The organism is Pseudoalteromonas aquimarina, from assembly GCF_049257255.1.
GTDB lineage: Bacteria > Pseudomonadota > Gammaproteobacteria > Enterobacterales > Alteromonadaceae > Pseudoalteromonas.
In genome coordinates this window covers 137759-157273 of the sequence record NZ_JBMMUG010000003.1, presented here as the reverse complement: position 1 = coordinate 157273, position 19515 = coordinate 137759, and the positions used below count along the sequence as shown (strand labels likewise).

Annotated in this window: 18 protein-coding genes; 13 read left to right on the top strand and 5 right to left on the bottom strand. The window is 38.7% G+C overall.

Features of this window, described 5'->3' with window-relative positions; translation table 11 throughout:
- Window positions 1-4: 4 nt before the first annotated feature.
- A complete protein-coding gene (locus tag AAEU29_RS08710) occupies window positions 5-1240 on the bottom strand; it encodes an AAA family ATPase (RefSeq protein ID WP_372770021.1) in 1236 nt (411 codons plus the stop codon).
- A gap of 856 nt (window positions 1241-2096) precedes the next feature.
- On the opposite strand from AAEU29_RS08710, the gene AAEU29_RS08705 reads away from it, so the two are divergent.
- On the top strand, window positions 2097-3314 hold the full coding sequence (locus AAEU29_RS08705) for a replication protein A (RefSeq protein WP_274760339.1): 1218 nt from the start codon (window positions 2097-2099) through the stop codon (window positions 3312-3314).
- Window positions 3315-3320: 6 nt separating this feature from the next.
- Here AAEU29_RS08705 and AAEU29_RS08700 read toward each other — a convergent pair whose 3' ends face one another.
- Window positions 3321-4184, bottom strand: a complete 864-nt coding sequence (locus AAEU29_RS08700; protein WP_421972956.1) for a DNA replication terminus site-binding protein — start codon at window positions 4182-4184, stop codon at window positions 3321-3323.
- A gap of 119 nt (window positions 4185-4303) precedes the next feature.
- Here AAEU29_RS08700 and AAEU29_RS08695 point away from each other — a divergent pair, with 119 nt between their 5' ends.
- The 4 genes from AAEU29_RS08695 to AAEU29_RS08680 all read left to right on the top strand — a co-directional run bounded on the left by AAEU29_RS08695 (window position 4304) and on the right by AAEU29_RS08680 (window position 8442).
- Window positions 4304-5287 (top strand): FecCD family ABC transporter permease, encoded by a 984-nt coding sequence (locus AAEU29_RS08695; protein ID WP_421972955.1) that lies wholly within the window; start codon window positions 4304-4306, stop codon window positions 5285-5287.
- Window positions 5287-6066: an ATP-binding cassette domain-containing protein gene (locus AAEU29_RS08690; RefSeq protein ID WP_421972954.1), complete on the top strand. Its 780-nt coding sequence runs from the start codon at window positions 5287-5289 to the stop codon at window positions 6064-6066. The genes AAEU29_RS08695 and AAEU29_RS08690 overlap by 1 nt, the downstream gene beginning before the upstream one ends.
- Before the next feature lie 76 nt (window positions 6067-6142).
- Window positions 6143-7492 (top strand): class II 3-deoxy-7-phosphoheptulonate synthase, encoded by a 1350-nt coding sequence (locus tag AAEU29_RS08685; RefSeq protein ID WP_421972953.1) that lies wholly within the window; start codon window positions 6143-6145, stop codon window positions 7490-7492.
- A gap of 212 nt (window positions 7493-7704) precedes the next feature.
- Complete coding sequence (locus AAEU29_RS08680) at window positions 7705-8442, top strand: substrate-binding periplasmic protein (protein WP_421972952.1); 738 nt, start codon at window positions 7705-7707, stop codon at window positions 8440-8442.
- Here the strand turns inward: AAEU29_RS08680 and AAEU29_RS08675 are convergent.
- Both AAEU29_RS08675 and AAEU29_RS08670 read right to left on the bottom strand, forming a co-directional pair.
- Window positions 8432-9241 carry a sterol desaturase family protein gene (locus tag AAEU29_RS08675; RefSeq protein WP_421972951.1) on the bottom strand — a complete coding sequence of 270 codons (810 nt, stop codon included), beginning with the start codon at window positions 9239-9241 and terminating at the stop codon, window positions 8432-8434. The genes AAEU29_RS08680 and AAEU29_RS08675 overlap by 11 nt on opposite strands.
- On the bottom strand, window positions 9228-9656 hold the full coding sequence (locus AAEU29_RS08670; RefSeq protein WP_421972950.1) for an SRPBCC family protein: 429 nt from the start codon (window positions 9654-9656) through the stop codon (window positions 9228-9230). The genes AAEU29_RS08675 and AAEU29_RS08670 overlap by 14 nt, the downstream gene beginning before the upstream one ends.
- A gap of 100 nt (window positions 9657-9756) precedes the next feature.
- On the opposite strand from AAEU29_RS08670, the gene AAEU29_RS08665 reads away from it, so the two are divergent.
- On the top strand, window positions 9757-10719 hold the full coding sequence (locus tag AAEU29_RS08665) for an AraC family transcriptional regulator (RefSeq protein WP_421972949.1): 963 nt from the start codon (window positions 9757-9759) through the stop codon (window positions 10717-10719).
- A 3-nt stretch (window positions 10720-10722) separates the two neighbouring features.
- Here the strand turns inward: AAEU29_RS08665 and AAEU29_RS08660 are convergent, their stop codons facing one another.
- On the bottom strand, window positions 10723-11424 hold the full coding sequence (locus tag AAEU29_RS08660; protein ID WP_421972948.1) for a hypothetical protein: 702 nt from the start codon (window positions 11422-11424) through the stop codon (window positions 10723-10725).
- 154 nt (window positions 11425-11578) lie between these two features.
- Here AAEU29_RS08660 and AAEU29_RS08655 point away from each other — a divergent pair, with 154 nt between their 5' ends.
- From AAEU29_RS08655 to AAEU29_RS08625, 7 genes are all read left to right on the top strand, one after another.
- Window positions 11579-12265, top strand: a complete 687-nt coding sequence (locus tag AAEU29_RS08655) for an ABC transporter ATP-binding protein (protein WP_421972947.1) — start codon at window positions 11579-11581, stop codon at window positions 12263-12265.
- Window positions 12259-14739, top strand: a complete 2481-nt coding sequence (locus AAEU29_RS08650; RefSeq protein WP_421972946.1) for an ABC transporter permease — start codon at window positions 12259-12261, stop codon at window positions 14737-14739. Before AAEU29_RS08655 ends, AAEU29_RS08650 begins: the two co-directional genes overlap by 7 nt.
- Before the next feature lie 134 nt (window positions 14740-14873).
- Window positions 14874-15377 carry a flavodoxin family protein gene (locus AAEU29_RS08645; RefSeq protein WP_421972945.1) on the top strand — a complete coding sequence of 168 codons (504 nt, stop codon included), beginning with the start codon at window positions 14874-14876 and terminating at the stop codon, window positions 15375-15377.
- A 10-nt stretch (window positions 15378-15387) separates the two neighbouring features.
- Window positions 15388-16206, top strand: coding sequence for an arylamine N-acetyltransferase family protein (locus AAEU29_RS08640; RefSeq protein ID WP_421972944.1), 819 nt, complete (start codon window positions 15388-15390; stop codon window positions 16204-16206).
- Window positions 16207-16310: 104 nt separating this feature from the next.
- On the top strand, window positions 16311-17327 hold the full coding sequence (locus tag AAEU29_RS08635) for a DUF1254 domain-containing protein (protein ID WP_421972943.1): 1017 nt from the start codon (window positions 16311-16313) through the stop codon (window positions 17325-17327).
- 353 nt (window positions 17328-17680) lie between these two features.
- The gene (locus tag AAEU29_RS08630) at window positions 17681-18097 is read left to right on the top strand and encodes a VOC family protein (protein WP_274760322.1); all 417 of its coding nucleotides are present in this window, start codon (window positions 17681-17683) and stop codon (window positions 18095-18097) included.
- Between the two features lie 38 nt (window positions 18098-18135).
- Window positions 18136-19503 carry an MFS transporter gene (locus AAEU29_RS08625; RefSeq protein WP_421972942.1) on the top strand — a complete coding sequence of 456 codons (1368 nt, stop codon included), beginning with the start codon at window positions 18136-18138 and terminating at the stop codon, window positions 19501-19503.
- The last annotated feature ends 12 nt before the right edge of the window (window positions 19504-19515 follow it).

Sequence of the window (19515 nt, the reverse complement as noted above, 5' to 3'; positions counted from 1 at the left end):
TAAATTAAGCTGTTTCTAACTGACATTGTGTTGAAGACCAATTTGAACGGATCAACATTTCCAGTTCATCGACCACATCTTTGATATTTTCTTGCGATTTAATTAGCGACTCGCGACTGGCTAAACTATCGGATGTTTTTTGATCGAAAATAGTATTAAAAGACGAAGAACTCGCAGTAATTGCAGAGCTGTGATTAATTGGGTAACTCATAACTTGTCGGCCAAAGGCGCTACGCACATCTTTTACGATATCGCGCTGCGAGTGGTTACCTTTCACATAGTTAGTAACCAAGAACTGCATAAAGTCCCAGCCATTATGACCAAGTGCCGCTACCGTGTGGTAAATTTCACCTAGGCGTTTTAAATATTTATTATTAGCATCAAAATCAACTGCTTCAGGGTGTACAGGAATAAGCATTGCAGTTGATGCCATTAATGCGTTGTAAAACATGAAATTTAATGATGGCGCAGTATCAATCAAAATAATATCAAATTGATCTTCTACTGGCTTAATCACTTTATCGAGCAGTTTATGGTAATGCTGTGATACTTCGTATCCTTTACCTTCTTTTAACTGTGTTGCAGTTTCGTGCTCAAAATAAAAGTCATCCATACCTGAAGGTAAAAAGCGAATATTTGGAATATGGGTTGTAACAAATGCACTTGAAACCACATCTTGCCAAGTTTCACCGTCTTCTAAATCAATACAATCACGCATTAAATCACCCACAGTAATTGGATCAGGCTCTGCTGGTGGGAAGAAACTTGTTGATGATCCTTGTGGGTCAAGGTCGATAATACCAATGCGGTAACGTTTGATATTAGTTGTTGCAAGTGCAGCAGCAATATTCACTAAACTGGTTGTTTTACCGCAACCACCTTTTAATGAATTAACTACAATTACCTGTAATTTATCATCTGGTGCACGGTTATCGGCAGGAATGCCCATAATATCCGCCATCTGATAAATATTACTTAATGTGTAAGCATAATGACCATTTGCACCTTTTTTAATATCGAGGTGATCAAAGTCTCCTTGGTCATGACGGCGTTTAAGCGTACGGTTATTACACCCAAGCAAGTCTGCTGCTGCTTTTTGGGTATATGTTCTTAATTCTTTTTCATCTGACTTTATATGTGCGCGATAATGCTGAATACGTCCTTCTAAGGATTCTTCTGCTACCTTTGCTGTTGCTTTTAAAAGCTTATAGGTGCTTAACGCATTTTGAGTGATTGTCATAGCTAAACCTTAACACTTACGTGTATTATGCAAATGTCCATTAAATTTGCTGTTTTCACCATTCTATGACGACATCAATTTAATTGAAAGAAAAAAATAGCCTTTTATTACATTATTACTTTGCTAAGGTATAAAAGATAAGTTTAAAGGTGGTTAAATACTAAGGTATTTAAGGTTAGAGCTGTGAATAGTTTACATAACTAATTGTAAAATATAGTTTTATTATTTTTTTCTGGATCTCATTTATACTTGGTAAAGATCCGTTTTATATCTACTACGAGATCAGCCTTTTACTGAGTGTTTTTTATATTCACCGTTAATGTACAGTTTATGCACAGCACAATTCACAAAAAAGGCCGTTTAGATCAGCTTTTTACTAAGATAATGCATTGAAATTGAATACAATTTTAACAAATATCGAAGATCGTGTTAATTAAGATCGGATCCTAACTTGGTTGAGATCAGATCCGTACTAATTCGATCTTGAGTTATCCACATTCAGTCTATTGATCACCTATTTTTAGTGGCTCAGAACCATTTTTTACTAACTGAAGGGCTGTTTAGGTAAAAAAAACGAGATTTATACTAATAAATCGGCCTTTGAGTTGGTAAAATATCGTTCTGAAAACGCTTTGTTAGTAAAAAATTGATCTCAGTACGTCAAAATCTGATTTGTCAGTACACTTTTTACACTATTCAATTGCAAAAATGTCGTTTTATTTATTTTAAGTTGGTAAAAATTTGATCTGGGCAAAAAAATAAAGGCCGGATCATAATTTTACTAACTAATTTAATTAACTTTAGTAATGATCTGTGATGATATTAACAGATAATAATAATTTAGATGGGAACTTGAATGTCTAACAAAGTAAATATCTCGGTTGAGAATTTGCCAGATACCTTACGTGGTCAGATCCACGGCGTTGAAAGCGCTGTTGATAATGAGAATTTGGCATTATTTACCGATAATAAAGATGTTCGTGTTCCTGTTGAAAATGCTCGCCACGATTTACGCGCTTATTCTAACACCTTCAACCATTACGATCTTTGGGGTCGTTTTGTGCGTTCTGGGCATAAAAAACTGCCTGTTGAAGAAGCGCCGGGAAGAACTATTGTAACGCGCCGTATTTCAGAGCGAATTGATGGTATTCAATATGAAGGTGAGCTGAAAATTACGCCTGCTGTTGTTAGTACCAAGCAGCAAGGCGAAGAAAAAGAATTTTTAGTCTGGCCATCTGATCGCGAAGAGAAGGTTGAGCGTGCGCTGATCCGCTTGGCGTCAAAAGGTAAAATTGTAAAGATCAATTTTAAATCGGGTATTCAATACGCGGTTGTATTTTCAATGAATGAACTAGCGCAAGAACTTAAAAGCGTTGGTCAATCAATGCCTTACCCTCAAATTAAAGAAGCATTAGAAGCTCTTCAAGGTTCTAAACTGAGCTTTAAATACTCCGCAAAAGACACCAAAAATACAGATGTTGATGATTCATTCTATGAGTCAAATATGAACTTCTTATCGTCTTTACATTTTAGCGGTAAGAAAGGGCAGGGGGGCAACATAAAGTGTGTTGCTTGTTTAAATGCTTTTGTACACAACATGATTGATAACCTTGAATATAAAGGGTATTACTTCAATCGTGCGCAAGAATTAAAACGTGGTTTATCACGTTGGATGATGCTGCGTTTGTATCACTTATGGCGTTATGCAGCACCTGGCAAAACCCATCACTTCCGTTTACTTTCAATTATGGAAAAGTACGGTTCTATTACGGGTGATGAAGAAATTACTGAAAATAAGCTCAAAGCATTGCGCCGTGATATGACGACAACGATGAAAGATCTTATCAGTAAAGGCGTAATTTCAGATTACACCATCGATAATGTGAAAGAAGATAAGACAGGCAAGATCATCGATTACGTTTATGAAATGTTCCCAACGGATGATTTCTGTGAAGAAATGCTTAGCTTAAACAAACAAAAGAAACGCTTAGAGATCCAAAGTGGTAAACGTTTAGCCGACGATGCCATTGTGATTGATAACGAAGAAGATATTGTTCAAATTGTTGAAGATTAATCTCTTTTAAGGTGTTTCTAAGAAAAGTCGCTCAATTAAATAGCGGCTTTTTTTCTGCCTAGCGTCTGCTTTTTTCGCGTAATTTTTCAGTTGCCCGACTTTTTCTGTTTGTTCTGCGTTAAATAATATAAAGGGTAGGGCAGCGCTTACATGGTAGCGATCACTTGCACTAAAGCGCACATTCACTTGCGGTGATACACGAATTGGACGACGAATACGTAATTTGTGATCATCGCCTAAATTGATAATTCGCTGTTTTTCCTTTTCAAGCATCACATTCCAAGCAGCTTTATCCTCAGTTATTAAGGGTTTTTGGCTTTGATTATTTTGTAGAAATGCCAATGCTTGCTTTACGTTTAAATGCTGAATGGAATGTTTATGCATCCAGGTAAAACGCAGTGAATATGCTGGTCGTTTCTCAAAAAAGAGTTGCCTGTAAAACGCCAAGGTAATTAAGTTTGGAATAGCACTGTGCACTAGTTCAAAGCGCGCATCTTTGGTTTTTTCTGACAGTACGATCTGCTTAAAAGCGTGCTTTTCCGCATTGATCGCTAAGATTAACGCTTCAATTTTTGGGTCAACACCTTTAATACCAATCACCGCAGGGTGGCGCGTCAGTAATTTTCCACTAAAACGTGGTTGCTTAAACCAATCATTATAGGCAGTTAAACAAAGATTGAGCGCTTCCATCTCTTTAAATGGTTGCACTTCAATATTCGTTGGCGGGCTATGGTGCGCTTCTTCTTTTATTTTTGGCAGTAAGTAATAGTGGCAAAACTCAAGTTCAGCATTTTTCAACGCCTCTTGTAGCTCGGCAACTAATTGGTTACAGGTATCGAAATGGGCGCGCAATAGAAAGCGTTTATTCATTAAAAACACGTTAATTTGGTTTCTATGCTATTGATAGTATTGGTAGCAGGTGCCAAGAACAAGCTTTATGGCTGATTTTCTGATATAAACGCACTATTACAAATTAGTTTTCATGTTAAATGAACAAACAGGTCACTTTTACCTATGGTATGGGATTACTGGTGGTTTTATTGAGTCTTTTTGTGGGACTTAATGGCGGTAAAAACATACTTCCTTGGCATTTAAATGAGATAGACAAAGTTATCTTATTTGATTTACGCATGCCGAAAATTATTACCGCGATCACCGTTGGCATGTGTTTAGCCATCGCGGGTCATCTTTTTCAATTGTTATTGGCAAACCCTCTTGCAGAGCCTAGTTTATTAGGTATTTCGGGAATAGCGTCGCTGTCTGTGATTCTCGGCGCGGCAGGGCTCATTTCAGCATCCTTTGATTTTAGTGTGTTTTATATGTTTTTATTTGCCCTGTGTGGTGCTGCACTGGCGATAAGTTTGATCTTCTTTATTGCAAAGAAATTGGGTAGCTTCGCTAGTTTAGCAATTATTTTAGCGGGTATTTGTATTACAACGATCACATCGGCGATATCAAGTTGGTTTATTTTTTATTCAAATAATGATCAATTGCGGGTATTTAGTGTTTGGATGTTAGGTAGCTTTGAACACGTTACCGTTAAAAGTGCTGTTGTGATGTTGCTAGTAACCGCAGCAATTACTTGGTTTTTAAAGCGTCGCAGCCGTTTACTTAATTTTGTTTATTTAGGCGATCGCACTGCCACATTACACGGTGTTAATGTTAAACGCCTTCGCATTGAGTGCTTATCTGTTGCTGCATTATTAACGGCCATTGCGGTATCGCTGGGTGGCATTGTTGCTTTTGTTGGGTTGTTAGTGCCTCATGCATGCAGAATGATGTTTGGAAATGATAATAAGTACTTACTCACAAAGCTGTGTTTTGTTGGCGCGGCAGTAATGGTGTTTATTGAATTTCTTTCCCGTACGTTAATGAGTACCAACTTACCGCTTGCACTAGTAAGTGCAAGCCTTGGCGGACCACTCTTTATTTGGGTGTTGTTTAAACATTTTGCTCATCGGGGGCAAATGTAATGACAGCGCCAGTATCTTTGAACATTGCAAATCTTAACGTAACGCCTTATTTGGGTTTTTCGGTAGGTATCGCTAATTTGCAATTAACCCCTGGGTTTTATCATTTACTTGGTGCCAACGGTGCAGGTAAATCAACGTTACTCGATTGCATCGCGGGTCTTTATTGTGAAACTTATGATGCGCTTTCGATTGCAAATGATGTGTATTCATCACTTTCTTTACAACAATTAGCGCGTCGCCGCGCTTATTTAACGCAGCAGAACCAAACCCATTTTGCGATAACTGGTTATGAAATGCTGGCGATTTGTTTTGATAGTGACAAAAAGCATTTGAAAGAATTGTTAAGGCACCATCCAGTGATTAGCGGACTTGAAGTGCAAAGCTTACTGGAAAAACCGCTGCAGTTTTTATCGGGTGGTGAAAGGCAGCGCTGTTATTTATGCGCTGCTTTATTAGGCTGTGATGAATTATTAAAACCAGAAGCGTCACTGTTGTTATTGGATGAGCCGTTTACTGGCTTAGATATAAAACATACTTTGTGGCTGGTGAATTTTTTACAGCAAATAAGTGAGCGAATTTGTGTTTTAGCATCCCATCACGAAGTGAATTTTGCACTTAAATCGCAAAACCCCTGTTTATTAATGAAAAATGGTTCTCTAATCGGCGAATTTAAAGCTGGGCGAGATATTAAAATTGCGCATCTTGTTGATTGTTTTGGGCTCAATTCGGCGCAAATAAGTTATGAAAATAATGCTTATTACCAAATATCATGGAACTAGACAAATTATCACTTGAAATTTAATTCTAGCCCTGTAAATTCGGAACTGAGGTTATATTGGAATGAGGAAAAATGAAGTGAAACCTTGGAGCCCGAATAGTTGGAGAGATCTCCCTATTCAACAACAGCCGAATTACAGAGACGCTGAACAATTATCAAACGTAGAAGCACAACTTAACTCAGCACCGCCTTTAGTGTTTGCTGAAGAAACTCGTAGCTTATTTAAATATTTAGAAAATGTGTGTGAAGGTAAAGCCTTCTTACTTCAAGGTGGTGATTGCGCAGAGAGCTTTTCTGAGTTTAATGCGGCGAGCATTCGCGATACTTTTAAAACGCTAATGCAGATGGCCGTGGTTTTAACTTATGGTGGTAAATGCCCTGTTGTTAAAATTGCTCGTGTTGCAGGTCAATACGCTAAGCCACGCTCAGCTGATTTAGAAACGATTGATGGCGTGAGTTTACCGTCTTATCGTGGTGATATTGTTAACAGCTTTGAATTTACTGAAGAAGCGCGTATTCCAGATCCACAGCGTTTAATGCAAGCATACCATCATAGTGCTGCAACGCTTAATTTACTGCGTGCATTTGCACAAGGTGGTTTAGCTGATTTACACCAAGTAAACCGTTGGAATATGAGCTTTGTTGCGGCTAATCCACTGAAAAACAAATACCAAGAACTTGCGGATCGCATTCAAGATGCACTGCAGTTTATGGAAGTGTGTGGTATTACATCCAGCAACTCTGCAAATATTCGTGAAACAGAATTATTTACGTCGCATGAAGCATTATTACTTGGTTACGAAGAAGCGTTAACGCGTCGCGACCACTTATCAGGTGATTGGTATGACTGTTCTGCACACTTTGTGTGGATTGGTGAGCGTACACGTCAACTTGACCATGCGCATATCGAGTTCTTCCGTGGTATTAAAAACCCAATTGGTGTGAAAGTGGGTCCAGGTATGGACCCTGATGAACTAATTCGTTTAATTGATGCGGTAAACCCAGATAATATCCCTGGTCGTTTAACCTTAATTACGCGTATGGGTGCTGATGTATTACCTGAAAAACTGCCTGCGCTTGTACGCAAAGTACAGCAAGAAGGCCGTAAAGTGATTTGGAGTTCTGATCCAATGCACGGCAATACTGAAAAAGCGAGCAATGGCTATAAAACACGTAGTTTTGATAACATTATGCGCGAAATTAGCCAGTTCTTTGCTGTTCATAAAGCCGAAGGTTCATACCCTGGCGGTATTCACTTAGAGATGACAGGCCAGCACGTAACTGAGTGTACCGGTGGTGCATATGGTTTATGTGAAGAAGACTTAGCACAACGTTACCGTACGCAGTGCGACCCACGTTTAAATGCGGATCAAGTATTAGAGCTTGGCTTCCTTGTAGCGGACTTACTTAAAGATGCGCGCAAGTAAGCACTAAGCTAAAAAAACTAATCTAAACCAAGTAATATTGGTAAATGAAAAGGCCTACATGTAGGCCTTTTTTTATGGCCAAAAGGATCGCAAATAGCACATTATTCGTTTAATGGTTTTATGTAACAGAACGATGAAATTGAACTAAACTATAGGTAGTTATTTTTTAAAGTAATTATTTATATCGCAACGGTTTAAACGCTGGAGGTATTTTGAAACGGATCGTACTTATGCTGTGCAGTTTGGTGTGTTTTCAACTCTTTGCAGATCAAAACAGCTTACGTTATAATTCTTCAGGCTCAAGCAACTGGGTACCTTACTATATGCAAGATAAGGCAACACCTGGCATTCTCGGTGAGCTTATTCCGCGAATTTTAGAGCAAGCAAATATCCCTGGTATTGAAGTGAAAATGCCGCCCAAGCGAACCAACCAAGCGTTAATCGATGGTGAATTAGACTTTGATGCCGTGTGTGCTGAGTGGTTTCCCAAACAATATGTTGGGCCTGAATTTGTGTTATCTAAACCCTTATTTACAATAAAGGAATATTTTGTTGGTTTAACCGACAAGAGCAAAACAGCACATTTAGATCATCATAATATCGGCACTGTTTTAGGTTATTACTATTATGACGATAACACTTTTAACCGCGTAGATTTTCGCTCTGAACGAGAGCTCATATTAGCACTTAAAAAAGCCCGTGTATCACGCATCTTAATTGGTGATCTCACTGCAAGTTACTGGGCGAAAAAGTATGATGTGGATCTTCAATTTCAAAAATTACACACCCAAGGTTTATTACGCATTCGCTTAAATAAACAAAAGCAGCATTTATTACCCCGTTTAAATGCTGCAATTGATGCGCTTTATGAACAAGGTGTAATAAGCAACATAGTTGATAAATACACCCGTTTATACAGCAAAGATGAGCTTAATCTAACTAATGACTAGGGTAGCCAAATAACACGCTTAGCTTTTGTTTAAAGGTGTTTGCCGCTTTTAACTTATCCTTCAAAACAAATACCTGTTTAAAATTGGTGCTCAGAGGATTATCTTTTGGTAACTCCCCGATGATGCCGTATTTAATGGTAATCGACTTATCTTCTGGCGCGAAAGTGCCAAATAACTTATCCCAAATAATCAGTACGCCAGCGTAGTTTTTATCGATATAAGGCTTATTCGTCGCATGATGGATGCGGTGATGAGTTGGTGTATTTAATACTTTTTCCAACCAGCCTAAATTACCAATCACCTGAGTGTGTACAAAAAATTGATACGCTAAGTTAATTGCCACAATGGCAAACACTAAACTGGGTGAAAAGCCGATTAATATCATAGGCAACCAGAATAACCACATACCAACAATTGGGTACAACACACTTTGCCTAAATGCCGTAGTAAAGTTCATATGGGTTGAACTGTGGTGCACCACATGAGCGAGCCAAAACCAATGAATATTGTGTGATGCGCGATGAAACCAGTAATACAAGAAGTCTTGTAAAATAAAACCAACTAGCAAAGATGTCGCGGTAAGCTTTATATCAAAAAGCGAAAATTGATGAAGCCAGTTAAACATAGGCATAAGTAACAGTAAAATAATCGCATCTGCCCCTTGGTGTAAAAGCGCAAGTGCGGTGTTGTTTATGCTGTCTTTAACATTGTAATGTTTACGTGCCTTAATAAACTCTAAAGCAACGCAAATAATAAACACGGGGCTTAACCCCAATAGAATGAGTTCAACGGGGATCATATAAGGCTCCTAATTTATCTAAGCAATTACGAATGTCGCTTGCAAGTAATTTGCGCAATATAAAACGTGGTAAATACCAAGGTGATTGGCACTTAATGGAGTAATTGACTGTTGTGGCGTGATTTTGGGCCTGAAAAGAAATAACCCCTTCATGATTTTTAACAGGGAAGTCATTTAAAACGCGATAACGAATTTCCTTTTCATTTGCTGTAATAATTTCTTCTAAAAACGACACACCAAAAATGGATACTTGCCTAATACAGCCCTTACCTCCTAAAGGTTCTCCACCGTCTTGCTCTTTTATCACTGCAAAATTAGCATTAAAAAATTGATCCAAATTAGGGTGATCAATCAACTTAGTAAAAATTTGATCTGGCGTTGCCTTAATTGCTTTTTGATAGTTAACTGAAATCATAAACGCTATATGTTAATCACGACTTTTAGCAGCTTAATTTGACTTTGCTTGTTTATCTTGCGCTAATACGACATAGTTTTTGTTATTTTACGACAAGGTTATGGCATCGGTTTCAACTGTGTATGTGCAAAGTGTATTAAGCTACTTAACGGACTTAGGGATAACGCCATCAGCAATGGCATGTGGTGAAAATGCAGGGCGCATTGCGATGGAGCATTACATTGATTTGCTTAGTTTAGGTGAAACGTTAAGTGGGCAAAGTTTATTTGGCTTTGAACTGGGGAAGCGTATTCAGGCAAAAGACTATGGCGTATTAGGTTACCTTGTTGAAAGCTGTGAAAACCTGTCGCAAGCGATTGATGCTCTTATCCGTTTTGACTCCTTGGTGGCCGATATAGGCGATACATATGTTCATCCTTTAGAGAACCAAGTGCAGCTTGATTGGATCCCTAAAAGTACCAACTGCAAACATATGGTGCTTAGAAATACCACAGCATGGATAGCAACGGTGCGAAAAATTTTAGGTGAAATGTATAAACCCGACGAAATCACTTTTGCATTTGATCTAACGTCTGATGAGCTTGCGATCCTGAGCGATTGGTTTAATTGTAAGTTGACCATTCGCGCTAAAACGAACAGTATTATTTTTTCAAAAGCGTTACTGTCAATCCCCTTTACAAGTGAAAACAAAGCGATGTTTAGGGCGTTAATTGAAGTATCAGAAAGCGAACTTCAAGCACGCAATACGCATAGCAATATCAAAGAGCAAGTGACGCTTTTGTTAAAAGCAAAAGCGAGCTTACGCCAATGTGATCAAACACGGATCGCAGCAGCGCTTTTTATTAGTCCAAGAACGCTTCAGCGCAAACTGAAACAACAAGGCACCTCATTTATAGAGTTATTAACCTTCGAGCGTCAATCACGAGTCGATTTTTTACTAACTCAGTACAGCATTGCAGAAACAGCCTTTGAGCTTGGTTTCCAAGAACAATCTTCATTTACCCATGCCTTTAAAAAGTGGCGCGGCATCACACCACTTAAGCACCAACAAATGTTACGCTAAACGTTAAGGTTGCAAGCGTTGGTAATTTGAAAAGGTATCTGTTGATAGCTCCTCAATTTTAGTGAAAAAGGCAAATGTGCCTTTCATCGTCATTTTATTGTGCTTAGGTAAAATGCTGATATCGCGTTTAATAAATGCTAATTGAATATTGAAGTCGGTAATCTTGGCGCTAAACATCGGTGAAAACGGCGCAGTATTTTCGATTTCAAGTAACTCAATGTATTTATTCGCTTTATTGTAAGACAATTTACCAGCGAGTTTTTGACTAGCCTTTTTACCTAGTTTTTTTAAATTCACCGAAAAACTTAGAAAAAGATAATCGTTATCTTCACCTTGAAGTGTAAGGGACTCTTGGTTTATTAATTCCCGTAATTTTATTGAAATATTTACGCCTTCTTTTTGCTTTTCTTTCTTTTGCAAAAACGCTTTTTGCTCTGCTTCGCTGGGTGTTTGCTCATTGATTTTTAATAAATGCCATCTTCGGTTGTTGGCATTAAATTGCTCAATACTGCTGGTGATATCGCCTTCTTCATTTTCGTAACGCGCCACTTGATATGACCATTTGTCGCGTGGAGTTTGTTCAAATTGGGTAATTGCGTCATTGATTAATACTTGGTAATCGGTGGGCTCAAGCGCCTTATAATTAGCGGCGCTTACTTTTAAAGTACATAAAGTAATAATTGTAATTAGGAGTTTTATAAACATAAAAAAGTCTCAGAGGTTGTGATTGTGAAGATAGGCTAACAAACACCATGTGAAAGCTTTGTGAAGAGGATTTTTATGTTTTAAATCGTCTTCACATCTATTTCACATCCACCCCTTTAAGCTGGTTCCACATTCGATTTTTGTGAGCCAAATTATGAAAAACTACATTGAATTAAAAAATTTAAGCCAGTCATTTGCTGCAAGCGATGAAACAATCACGCTTTTCAAAGCGTTAAATATGACTATTCAACAAGGTACGTCATACGCAATTACAGGACCTTCGGGGGCGGGTAAATCTAGCTTACTGATGCTTGCATCTGGACTTGAAAACCCAAGTTGCGGTGAAGTGAATTATGTTGAGGGTAATAAGCGATTTTCATTAGATGCTATCAGAGATCAAATTGGTTTTATCTTTCAGCAATTTCATTTATTGCCGGAACTAACTGCACTTAATAATGTTGCCTTGCCACTAAAATTACGAGGCGATAAACAGGCAATCACGAAAGCAGCGCATTGGCTTGAAAAAGTGGGCTTAGGTCATCGTAAAAATCATAAACCAAGCCAATTAAGTGGTGGCGAGCAACAACGTGTCGCGATTGCGCGGGCGCTGGTATTTGGACCAAAGTTTATTTTTGCCGACGAACCAACAGGGAATTTAGATCCCAAAAGCGCGCAAGAAGTGGCAAGGCATCTTATAAATTGCTGTAAAGAAAACAACGCAAGCCTAATTATTGTGACCCACAGTAATGAATTAGCACAGCATGCAGAGCATGTTTATCAATTAGCAAATGGCAAACTGTCGCAAGCCTTGCCTTTTGAGTTGGAGGCTGAAGCATGTTAATCACAAATATAAAACTTGCATGGCAATTTTATTGGCAAGAATATACAAGCAACCAGCAGCGCTTATTGCGTTGGGTACACGGCTTGCTATTACTGTTTATTGTTACGCTAACGCTTACCAGTAACAGCATTCAAAATTATTTAGCGCATAATCTAAATGGTCTATTAGGCGCCGATGTGGTGATAAGTCAAAAGCAAACGCTGAATGACACACAGTTTACACGCGTAAGCCAAATTGCATCCAAGGTAGTGGTGACACAACAAATAAACACCACGTTTACCCATAACGGGCAGTATCAACAGGCTCAGTTAAAAGCAGTTGGCAGTGATTACCCATTGCAAGGAGAGTTAATCAGCTCAGCTTCATTACAATCAGAGGGGGAAGTAAGCAAACATGGCCCAGAGCCAGGCAATATTTGGCTTGATGCACGCTTACTTGCGAGCTTAGCAATTTCCCCTGGCGAAATGCTGCAAATTGGAAATCACAGCTTTAGAGTCGAGCGGGTGCTTCAACACGAACCCGACCGATTAATGGAGGGTCATTCAGTGGCAATGCGCGCAATGATCCACCAACACGATTTAGCCGCGCTAAATTTTGCTGATGACTTAGTGCAGTATCGTTATTTAATCGCTGCCACTACGCAGCAACGAAATGCGCTCATTACATGGCAAAAATCACATTTGCCAGCGGCGCAGCTATTTCATAAACAAGGTGAGCATCCGCTTGCACGTTTTTGGCAGCGAACAGAAAATTTTATGGGCCTTGCCTCGATTATCTTATTTTTTATGGCGGCAATCGCGATAGAGCAGTTAGCACAAGTGCAAATGCGAAAAGAGCGCTACTTTAGCGCACTGTGTATGAGCCTAGGTGCAAGTAAAGCAAGCTGTATTCAAATTTCGCTGTTTAAATGGTTTATTGGCGTACTTGTGCTGTTGCCCGTTGTGATGGTGCTGGCGATGGCTGGGCACTATTGTTTGGTTCAGTTTTTAACGAGCACCTTTACAAATTTAACTTGGCAATGGCAGCTGCAACCAGCACTTAAATCAGTGGCTGCAGTGATGTTTATTTTTGCTATTTTTCAAGCGCCAGTATGGTTTGCACTAATTAAAAATAGCGTAGCAAAGCAATTTATTGGCCATAGCAATTCGGTGAATACTGGCCTAAGTAAAGTTGCGAGTATCTTAGTGCTGTTTATTGTGGCATTTATCTATTCTGATAATGCGCTTTTAACCGCCATGATGATAATTGCGGTGCTTTCAACCGTGGCGATTATGTTGTTAATGAGCTGGGGAGGACTAACTTTTGGTGAAAAGGTCACATCTCAGTTTTCAGGTTTAGTGCCCTTTTCATTGTTTATGATGAAGCAGCGTTTAGTCAGTAAAAGTACGCAAATTTTGGGCGTGGGCCTATGTGCATTTTTATTACTATTTACCCTGATGTTATTACGTGACCTTGGTCAAACTATGTCGATGTATCAACGCCAGCATGACGGTAATGTGTTTATCTCTCAAGCTAGCAGCAAACAAATGGAATTTATTGATAATTGGGCAGCTGAAGAGGGCATTAAAATTAGGCAAGTAAAACCTTATCTTAATGCAAAGCTCACTCATATAAATGATCTATCGCTCGATGAATTTAGCGATAAACCAAGTGATAGCTTAGCAACGTTTAGCCATGCAATTCGTCTTCATTGGAGTGAAACGGTACCAAGCAATAATCGTTTAGAAAGCGGTAAATGGTGGCAAGAAGAGACACAAAACTGGCAGCAAGTATCTGTTGAACAAGAGGTAATGACAGACTTAGGATTAAAGCTTGGCGATACACTGACATTTTATATTAATCAACAAGCGTATGACTTTACGATAAGTGCAAGTCATGCGTTTAAACCGGGGGCAGGCTCTATTACCTTTTGGGTGCAAATGCCGGAACTTGCAACACAGTTTATTGAAGCGCCGCATTACACTATGGCCAGTATTGAACTTGCAGATACCCAATGGCAGTTACTTGCATTATTGTGGCAGCAGTTTCCTACCTTACGTATGGTAAGTTTAAAAGAAATTACTGCACGTTTTGATAAAACATTGGCGATGGTGACGCAAGTAATAGCAGGCTTTGCGGTAATGATTGCGCTGTTAGCTTTAGTGGTGATTATTGCTTCAATTAAAGCGGTTGAACCAAAAGAGCAGAAGAAAAATAGCATTATTTTAAGCTTTGGCTTTACCCGAAAAACCTGTTTACAGCTAAATATGATTGAGTGGTTGGTCACCGCATTTATTACCGCGACAGGGGCAATACTCGGCACCTATTTAGCGGGGCAACTGATTTATAAATCACAATTTTCACTTAACTATGTGCCAGATTTTATCTGGCTTGGCATGACTTTAATTAGCATTCTTGTTGTTATAACGGGTATCGGTGTTTTTATGAGTCGTCAAAATTTAAATAGCTCCATTCGTTCTTTGTTTTCGGATTAATACCCTTCACCAAACTCTTCAGGTACTCATAAGGTAAATTGAGTGCCTGAAACTTTTTATAAAAAAACACTTTACCTCAACCTAACCTGAGCTTTTAAAGTGCACACAAATTTAAAAAAATGGACTGCCAACAAATGACAAAATTAGTCTTATTTTCAAGTGCTAATAAACAAGGTAATACCGCGCAACTGATTGATGAAATTGCAAAGCATCATGACTTAGAGGTGATTGATATTGATGCCTTAACAATTACTCCTTACAACTATCAAAATAATTACCCAGAGGATGATTTTTATCCATTGGTCGAAAAAATTCTGGCAGCAGATAAGTTAATTTTTGCCTCTCCTGTCTATTGGCATGCACCAACCGCAACGATTAAAGCCTTAATTGATCGTATTACCGAGCTTACCGATATGAAGGCTCTTAAAATTAAAGCGCGCTCCCTTGCTAATAAGCCAACCTTTGTTTTAGCCACTTCGGCAAGTGATGAGTTATGCCCCATTTTTAATGGTTTTTTTGAGAAAGTCTTTGCTTATTTTGATATGCCCTATTTGGCACATTTACATGTCAGCTGCCGTGAAGGATTTAATTTAGAAGATAACGCGTTAGCCAAATTTAATACTGCTTTAAATAATTAGGAGATAAGTGGTGGAGCAATTAGTCGAAAAATACTTAACTCAATTAAACATCAATACATCGCTTACTGGGCTTTCACTTATCAGCCATATTAAAGCGCAGCATATTGCAGCTTTACCCTTTAGCAGTAGCAATGTGATTTTAAACGCCAATTTATCGCTTGATGAAGACGCCTTGTTTGAGCGCCTAGTCTTTAATAAAACCGGCGGTTACTGCTTTGAACATAACAAAGTAATGTATGTGGTATTAAAGCAACTAGGTTTTAATGTCAGGCCGCTCATTACTAGAGTGTTACTTGATGATAACGAGGGCAATGGCCGCTTACACCGTGTTACCTTATTAGAATTTGAAGGCGAAAAATACATTGTAGATGTGGGTTTTGGCGTTATGAACCCACGTTTTATTGTGCCGCTAAAAAATGCCGATATTGATACCATCAGCGGGCGTTATACCATTAAAGCAATGGCTAATAATCATTATCGGCTTGAATATACGCCAACAAATGCAGAGCCTATAACCCTATACCGCTTTGATTTAGCTGAGTTTACTGAAATGGATTGCAATATTGGGCATTTTTATAGTTCACAATTCGAAGGCGCAGCATTTGTGAATAACCTGGTGGTTTCTCGCGTTATGGAAAACGAGCGGGTGTTAATTCGCAACCGTGAAGTCACATTTTTTGATGATGCTTTAAATGAACAAGCCGTGTATCCCATCACTTCAGCACAGCAATTGTATTCATTATTAATTGAGCATTGCTTACTTGATATCTCTGAATGCGACGTAAAAAAGCTTTTTACTTTTATAGCTGCAAAGTCAGCTGCCAAATAAAAGCTTAAAGCGCTTTTTATTGTTAATTAATTATTCAGCTGATAGCTTATTAATAACTTAACGAATAGCGGTTGTGTTTATCTCAACAATTAAAAGGAATTTTTATGGTTAGCAAAAAAATAGTGCTAAATGGATTGTTTTTGTTGTCTAGTTTCTGTGGTGCTTTGCATGCGAAAACAGGAGAGTTAGTCACAGAAGATTCATTTGTTCGTGCTGAAACAGACAATATGTTTGCTGCGATGGTAGATAATGCTGGTGGTACAAATACCTTTTTTCATTTTAGAACGCCAACACCACTAGATAAGCAAACGGTAATTCGAATGAATAGGGATGTGCTTTATTCCGGTGGTGTATTTGATGCAAAAGAAGGGTTATCAGTTACTTTTCCAAAACTGCCAGATGATCGCTACGCATCCGTATATATCATTGATAACGATCATTATGTGGTTGATATTATTCATAACCCAGGCACTTATCAGGTCAAAAGTGACACTGAGTTTGTATATGTGATTGTGCGAATTCAGGTCAAAAATCCATCGAATAAAGATGAAGTTGCTTTGGTCAATGCCTTGCAAGATCAATTTAAAGTTGTCTCTAATCGTAATAATGATTTTCCCGGATTTAATTGGGATCGGGAGTCCCTTGATTCATTACGTAAAAACTATGAAGTTGGTAGCAAGCAGTTTGATAGTTGGGCCGGTATGATGGGTGAGCGTGGTAAAGTTAACGAGAAAACTCGCCATTTTGCAGCAGCTGCAGCATGGGGATTACTTCCTGAATATGAAGCAACTTATCTAAATTATCAGCCAAAAGAAGCAAATTTAAACACATGTTATTTTGCTAATTATAATGTGCCAGAGAACCAAGGTTTTTGGTCAATAACTGTGTATGGCGATGATGGTTTTATGAAAAGCGATAACAATGTGTTTAACCAATCAAATACAACACTAAATGATAATGGCACATTTGACGCTTACTTTGGTTCAAAGGCCGTTTGTGGAAATGTTATAAACCGAGTAGATGTTTCTGCTGGGTGGAATTTTCTATTTAGAATCTATCGACCAGGTGAGTCGGTATTAAATGGCAGTTACACCTTACCCGAAGTTACTGCAATTAACTAAATAGGCTTTTTTTTTCAAAAGCGGCTTAGGCCGCCTTTGTTGTTTTAACGATTAAACTGTCAGACACCGTATTTAATATCCAGAATTAGAGCGTGTTGAGCTTTTCTGTCAATTTCTGCGGCAGTTTGTTTGGTATTTAGACAAGGCAGAGCGATTGTAGTGTAGTATTCTACATAAATGAGCGATAACACAGTATAAATGCAAAACAAACGCTGCCAGATAGGTTCACCTCATAGCGTTATGTTTTTTACTTTCCTACCAAGCGACGCTGTGATCAAAGCGCTATGGATTTGAACAGAATTTAGACCGAGAAGGTTAACACGCTCCGGCATTCAAAATCGTTTAGGATTTCTATGAAACAGAATATTGTGCACGTTGCGCTTGTTGTTAAAGATTACGATGAAGCAATTGATTTTTATGTAAATAAGCTCAAGTTTGAGTTGTTAGAAGACAGCTATCAAGCTGAGCAAGATAAACGCTGGGTGGTAGTGGCTCCGCCAAACTCACATGGGGTAGCCTTGTTACTCGCAAAAGCATCTAAGCCAGAGCAAGCACCGTTTATTGGTAATCAAGCAGGTGGCAGGGTGTTTTTATTTTTAAATACCGATGACTTTTGGCGTGATTATGAACGTATGAAAGCAATTGGTATTCACTTTATTCGTGAGCCTAAAGAGCAGCCTTATGGCACTGTTGCAGTATTTGAAGATTTATACGGTAATCGTTGGGATCTGTTGCAATTAAATGCCGACCATCCAATGGCTAACAGGTAAATATTGTTTGGTGCTGCAGTTATCTGTTTGATCGTTTAGTGTTAGCACCGCGTAGTATTACTGAAACCACCTTATTAAATAGCCTCATCTCAAAAGGATTTATGCCTTATTTTTCAAAGTTAAACGATAAACTCCATGCAAAGCTAAACACCAAAAAACACGTAAAGTGTAGTGAACTCAGTGATAACGCATGCCAAGTGCAGCATAGCAATTACCTGCTATTTTTAATGGCTTTAGTGTTTAGCAAAATCGCCGACGCGCTTACAAGTGCAAAAGTAGTATTGCCTTGGATGATGGCAAGCACTGGCGCACCGGTGTTTCTTACATCACTATTGGTGCCAATTCGTGAGTCTGGCTCGATGTTGCCGCAAATTATGCTTGGCGCTTATATTCGTCGTTTTCCCACACGTAAACACTTTTTGATTTATGGTGCGTTACTACAAAGCGCAATTGTGATTGCCTTATTGTGTGTTGCGCTTAATTTTTCAGGCATTAGTGCTGGTATCGCTATTGTGTTACTCACAGTGGTGTTTAGTTTGTCCCGCGCTATTTCATCTATTGCCAATAAAGATGTGCTTGGTAAAACTATCGATAAAAGTAAACGCGGAACGCTCTTGGGTACTGCGGCAAGTATCGCAGGCTTAGCAAGTATCGTTTTAGCTGTGTTCTTATATTTTCGTGATAGTGAATTGGGTGGCGTAGATGTTTTACTCGGATTTGCAGCCTGTTGTTTTTTGTTAAGTGCAGTTAGCTTTGGTGCGATTAAAGAATTTGCAGGCAGCATAGATAAGCAATCGGATACTAAATCGGTTCTTAAAAGTAACCTGCATCTGTTAAAAAGCGACCCACAGTTTCTTCGTTTTGTAATGGTCAGAAGCTTAATGATAAGCTCTGGTCTTGCTGCACCCTATTTTGTTTTAATGGCGCAAACCAACCAAACTTCAAGCCATGTTTCGCTTGCTGGTTTAATTTTACTCGGTGGTATTGCAAGTTTTATCAGTGGTCGTATTTGGGGGAAGTTGGCGGATAAAAACAGTAAATTTTTAATCACCTTTACAGCATTAATTAATAGTGTAATTTGCGCGGTGGCAGCGACACTAATGTGGCTGAATGAAAATCATAGCCTGTATTACTTAGTGCTATTCTTTACATTGCTGGTGGTACATGAAGGTGTAAGGCAAGGGCGTAAAACCTATTTAGTTGATATGGCACAAGGCAATAAGCGCACCGATTATGTTGCGCTAAGTAATAGCTTAATAGGTGTGGTACTACTAGTTATTGGTTTGGTATCGGGAATGATTGCGCAGTTTTCGTTAGTGGCAGTCATGGCACTTTTCACTGTGTTCAGTTGTCTTGCATTTGTGCTTAGCTTTACCTTGCAAAATGTATCCAAAAGTCGGGATTGAACAAAATAAAGT

Bases quoted from the DNA above. Each gene is read 5' to 3' on its own strand.
- AAEU29_RS08660 (WP_421972948.1), bottom strand. From the start codon at position 11,424: ATGTTTATAAAACTCCTAATTACAATTATTACTTTATGTACTTTAAAA.
- AAEU29_RS08695 (WP_421972955.1), top strand. From the start codon at position 4,304: ATGAACAAACAGGTCACTTTTACCTATGGTATGGGATTACTGGTGGTT.
- AAEU29_RS08655 (WP_421972947.1), top strand. From the start codon at position 11,579: ATGAAAAACTACATTGAATTAAAAAATTTAAGCCAGTCATTTGCTGCA.
- AAEU29_RS08710 (WP_372770021.1), bottom strand. From the start codon at position 1,240: ATGACAATCACTCAAAATGCGTTAAGCACCTATAAGCTTTTAAAAGCA.
- AAEU29_RS08690 (WP_421972954.1), top strand. From the start codon at position 5,287: ATGACAGCGCCAGTATCTTTGAACATTGCAAATCTTAACGTAACGCCT.
- AAEU29_RS08700 (WP_421972956.1), bottom strand. From the start codon at position 4,184: ATGAATAAACGCTTTCTATTGCGCGCCCATTTCGATACCTGTAACCAA.
- AAEU29_RS08635 (WP_421972943.1), top strand. From the start codon at position 16,311: ATGGTTAGCAAAAAAATAGTGCTAAATGGATTGTTTTTGTTGTCTAGT.
- AAEU29_RS08675 (WP_421972951.1), bottom strand. From the start codon at position 9,241: ATGATCCCCGTTGAACTCATTCTATTGGGGTTAAGCCCCGTGTTTATT.
- AAEU29_RS08630 (WP_274760322.1), top strand. From the start codon at position 17,681: ATGAAACAGAATATTGTGCACGTTGCGCTTGTTGTTAAAGATTACGAT.
- AAEU29_RS08670 (WP_421972950.1), bottom strand. From the start codon at position 9,656: ATGATTTCAGTTAACTATCAAAAAGCAATTAAGGCAACGCCAGATCAA.
- AAEU29_RS08665 (WP_421972949.1), top strand. From the start codon at position 9,757: ATGGCATCGGTTTCAACTGTGTATGTGCAAAGTGTATTAAGCTACTTA.
- AAEU29_RS08645 (WP_421972945.1), top strand. From the start codon at position 14,874: ATGACAAAATTAGTCTTATTTTCAAGTGCTAATAAACAAGGTAATACC.
- AAEU29_RS08650 (WP_421972946.1), top strand. From the start codon at position 12,259: ATGTTAATCACAAATATAAAACTTGCATGGCAATTTTATTGGCAAGAA.
- AAEU29_RS08705 (WP_274760339.1), top strand. From the start codon at position 2,097: ATGTCTAACAAAGTAAATATCTCGGTTGAGAATTTGCCAGATACCTTA.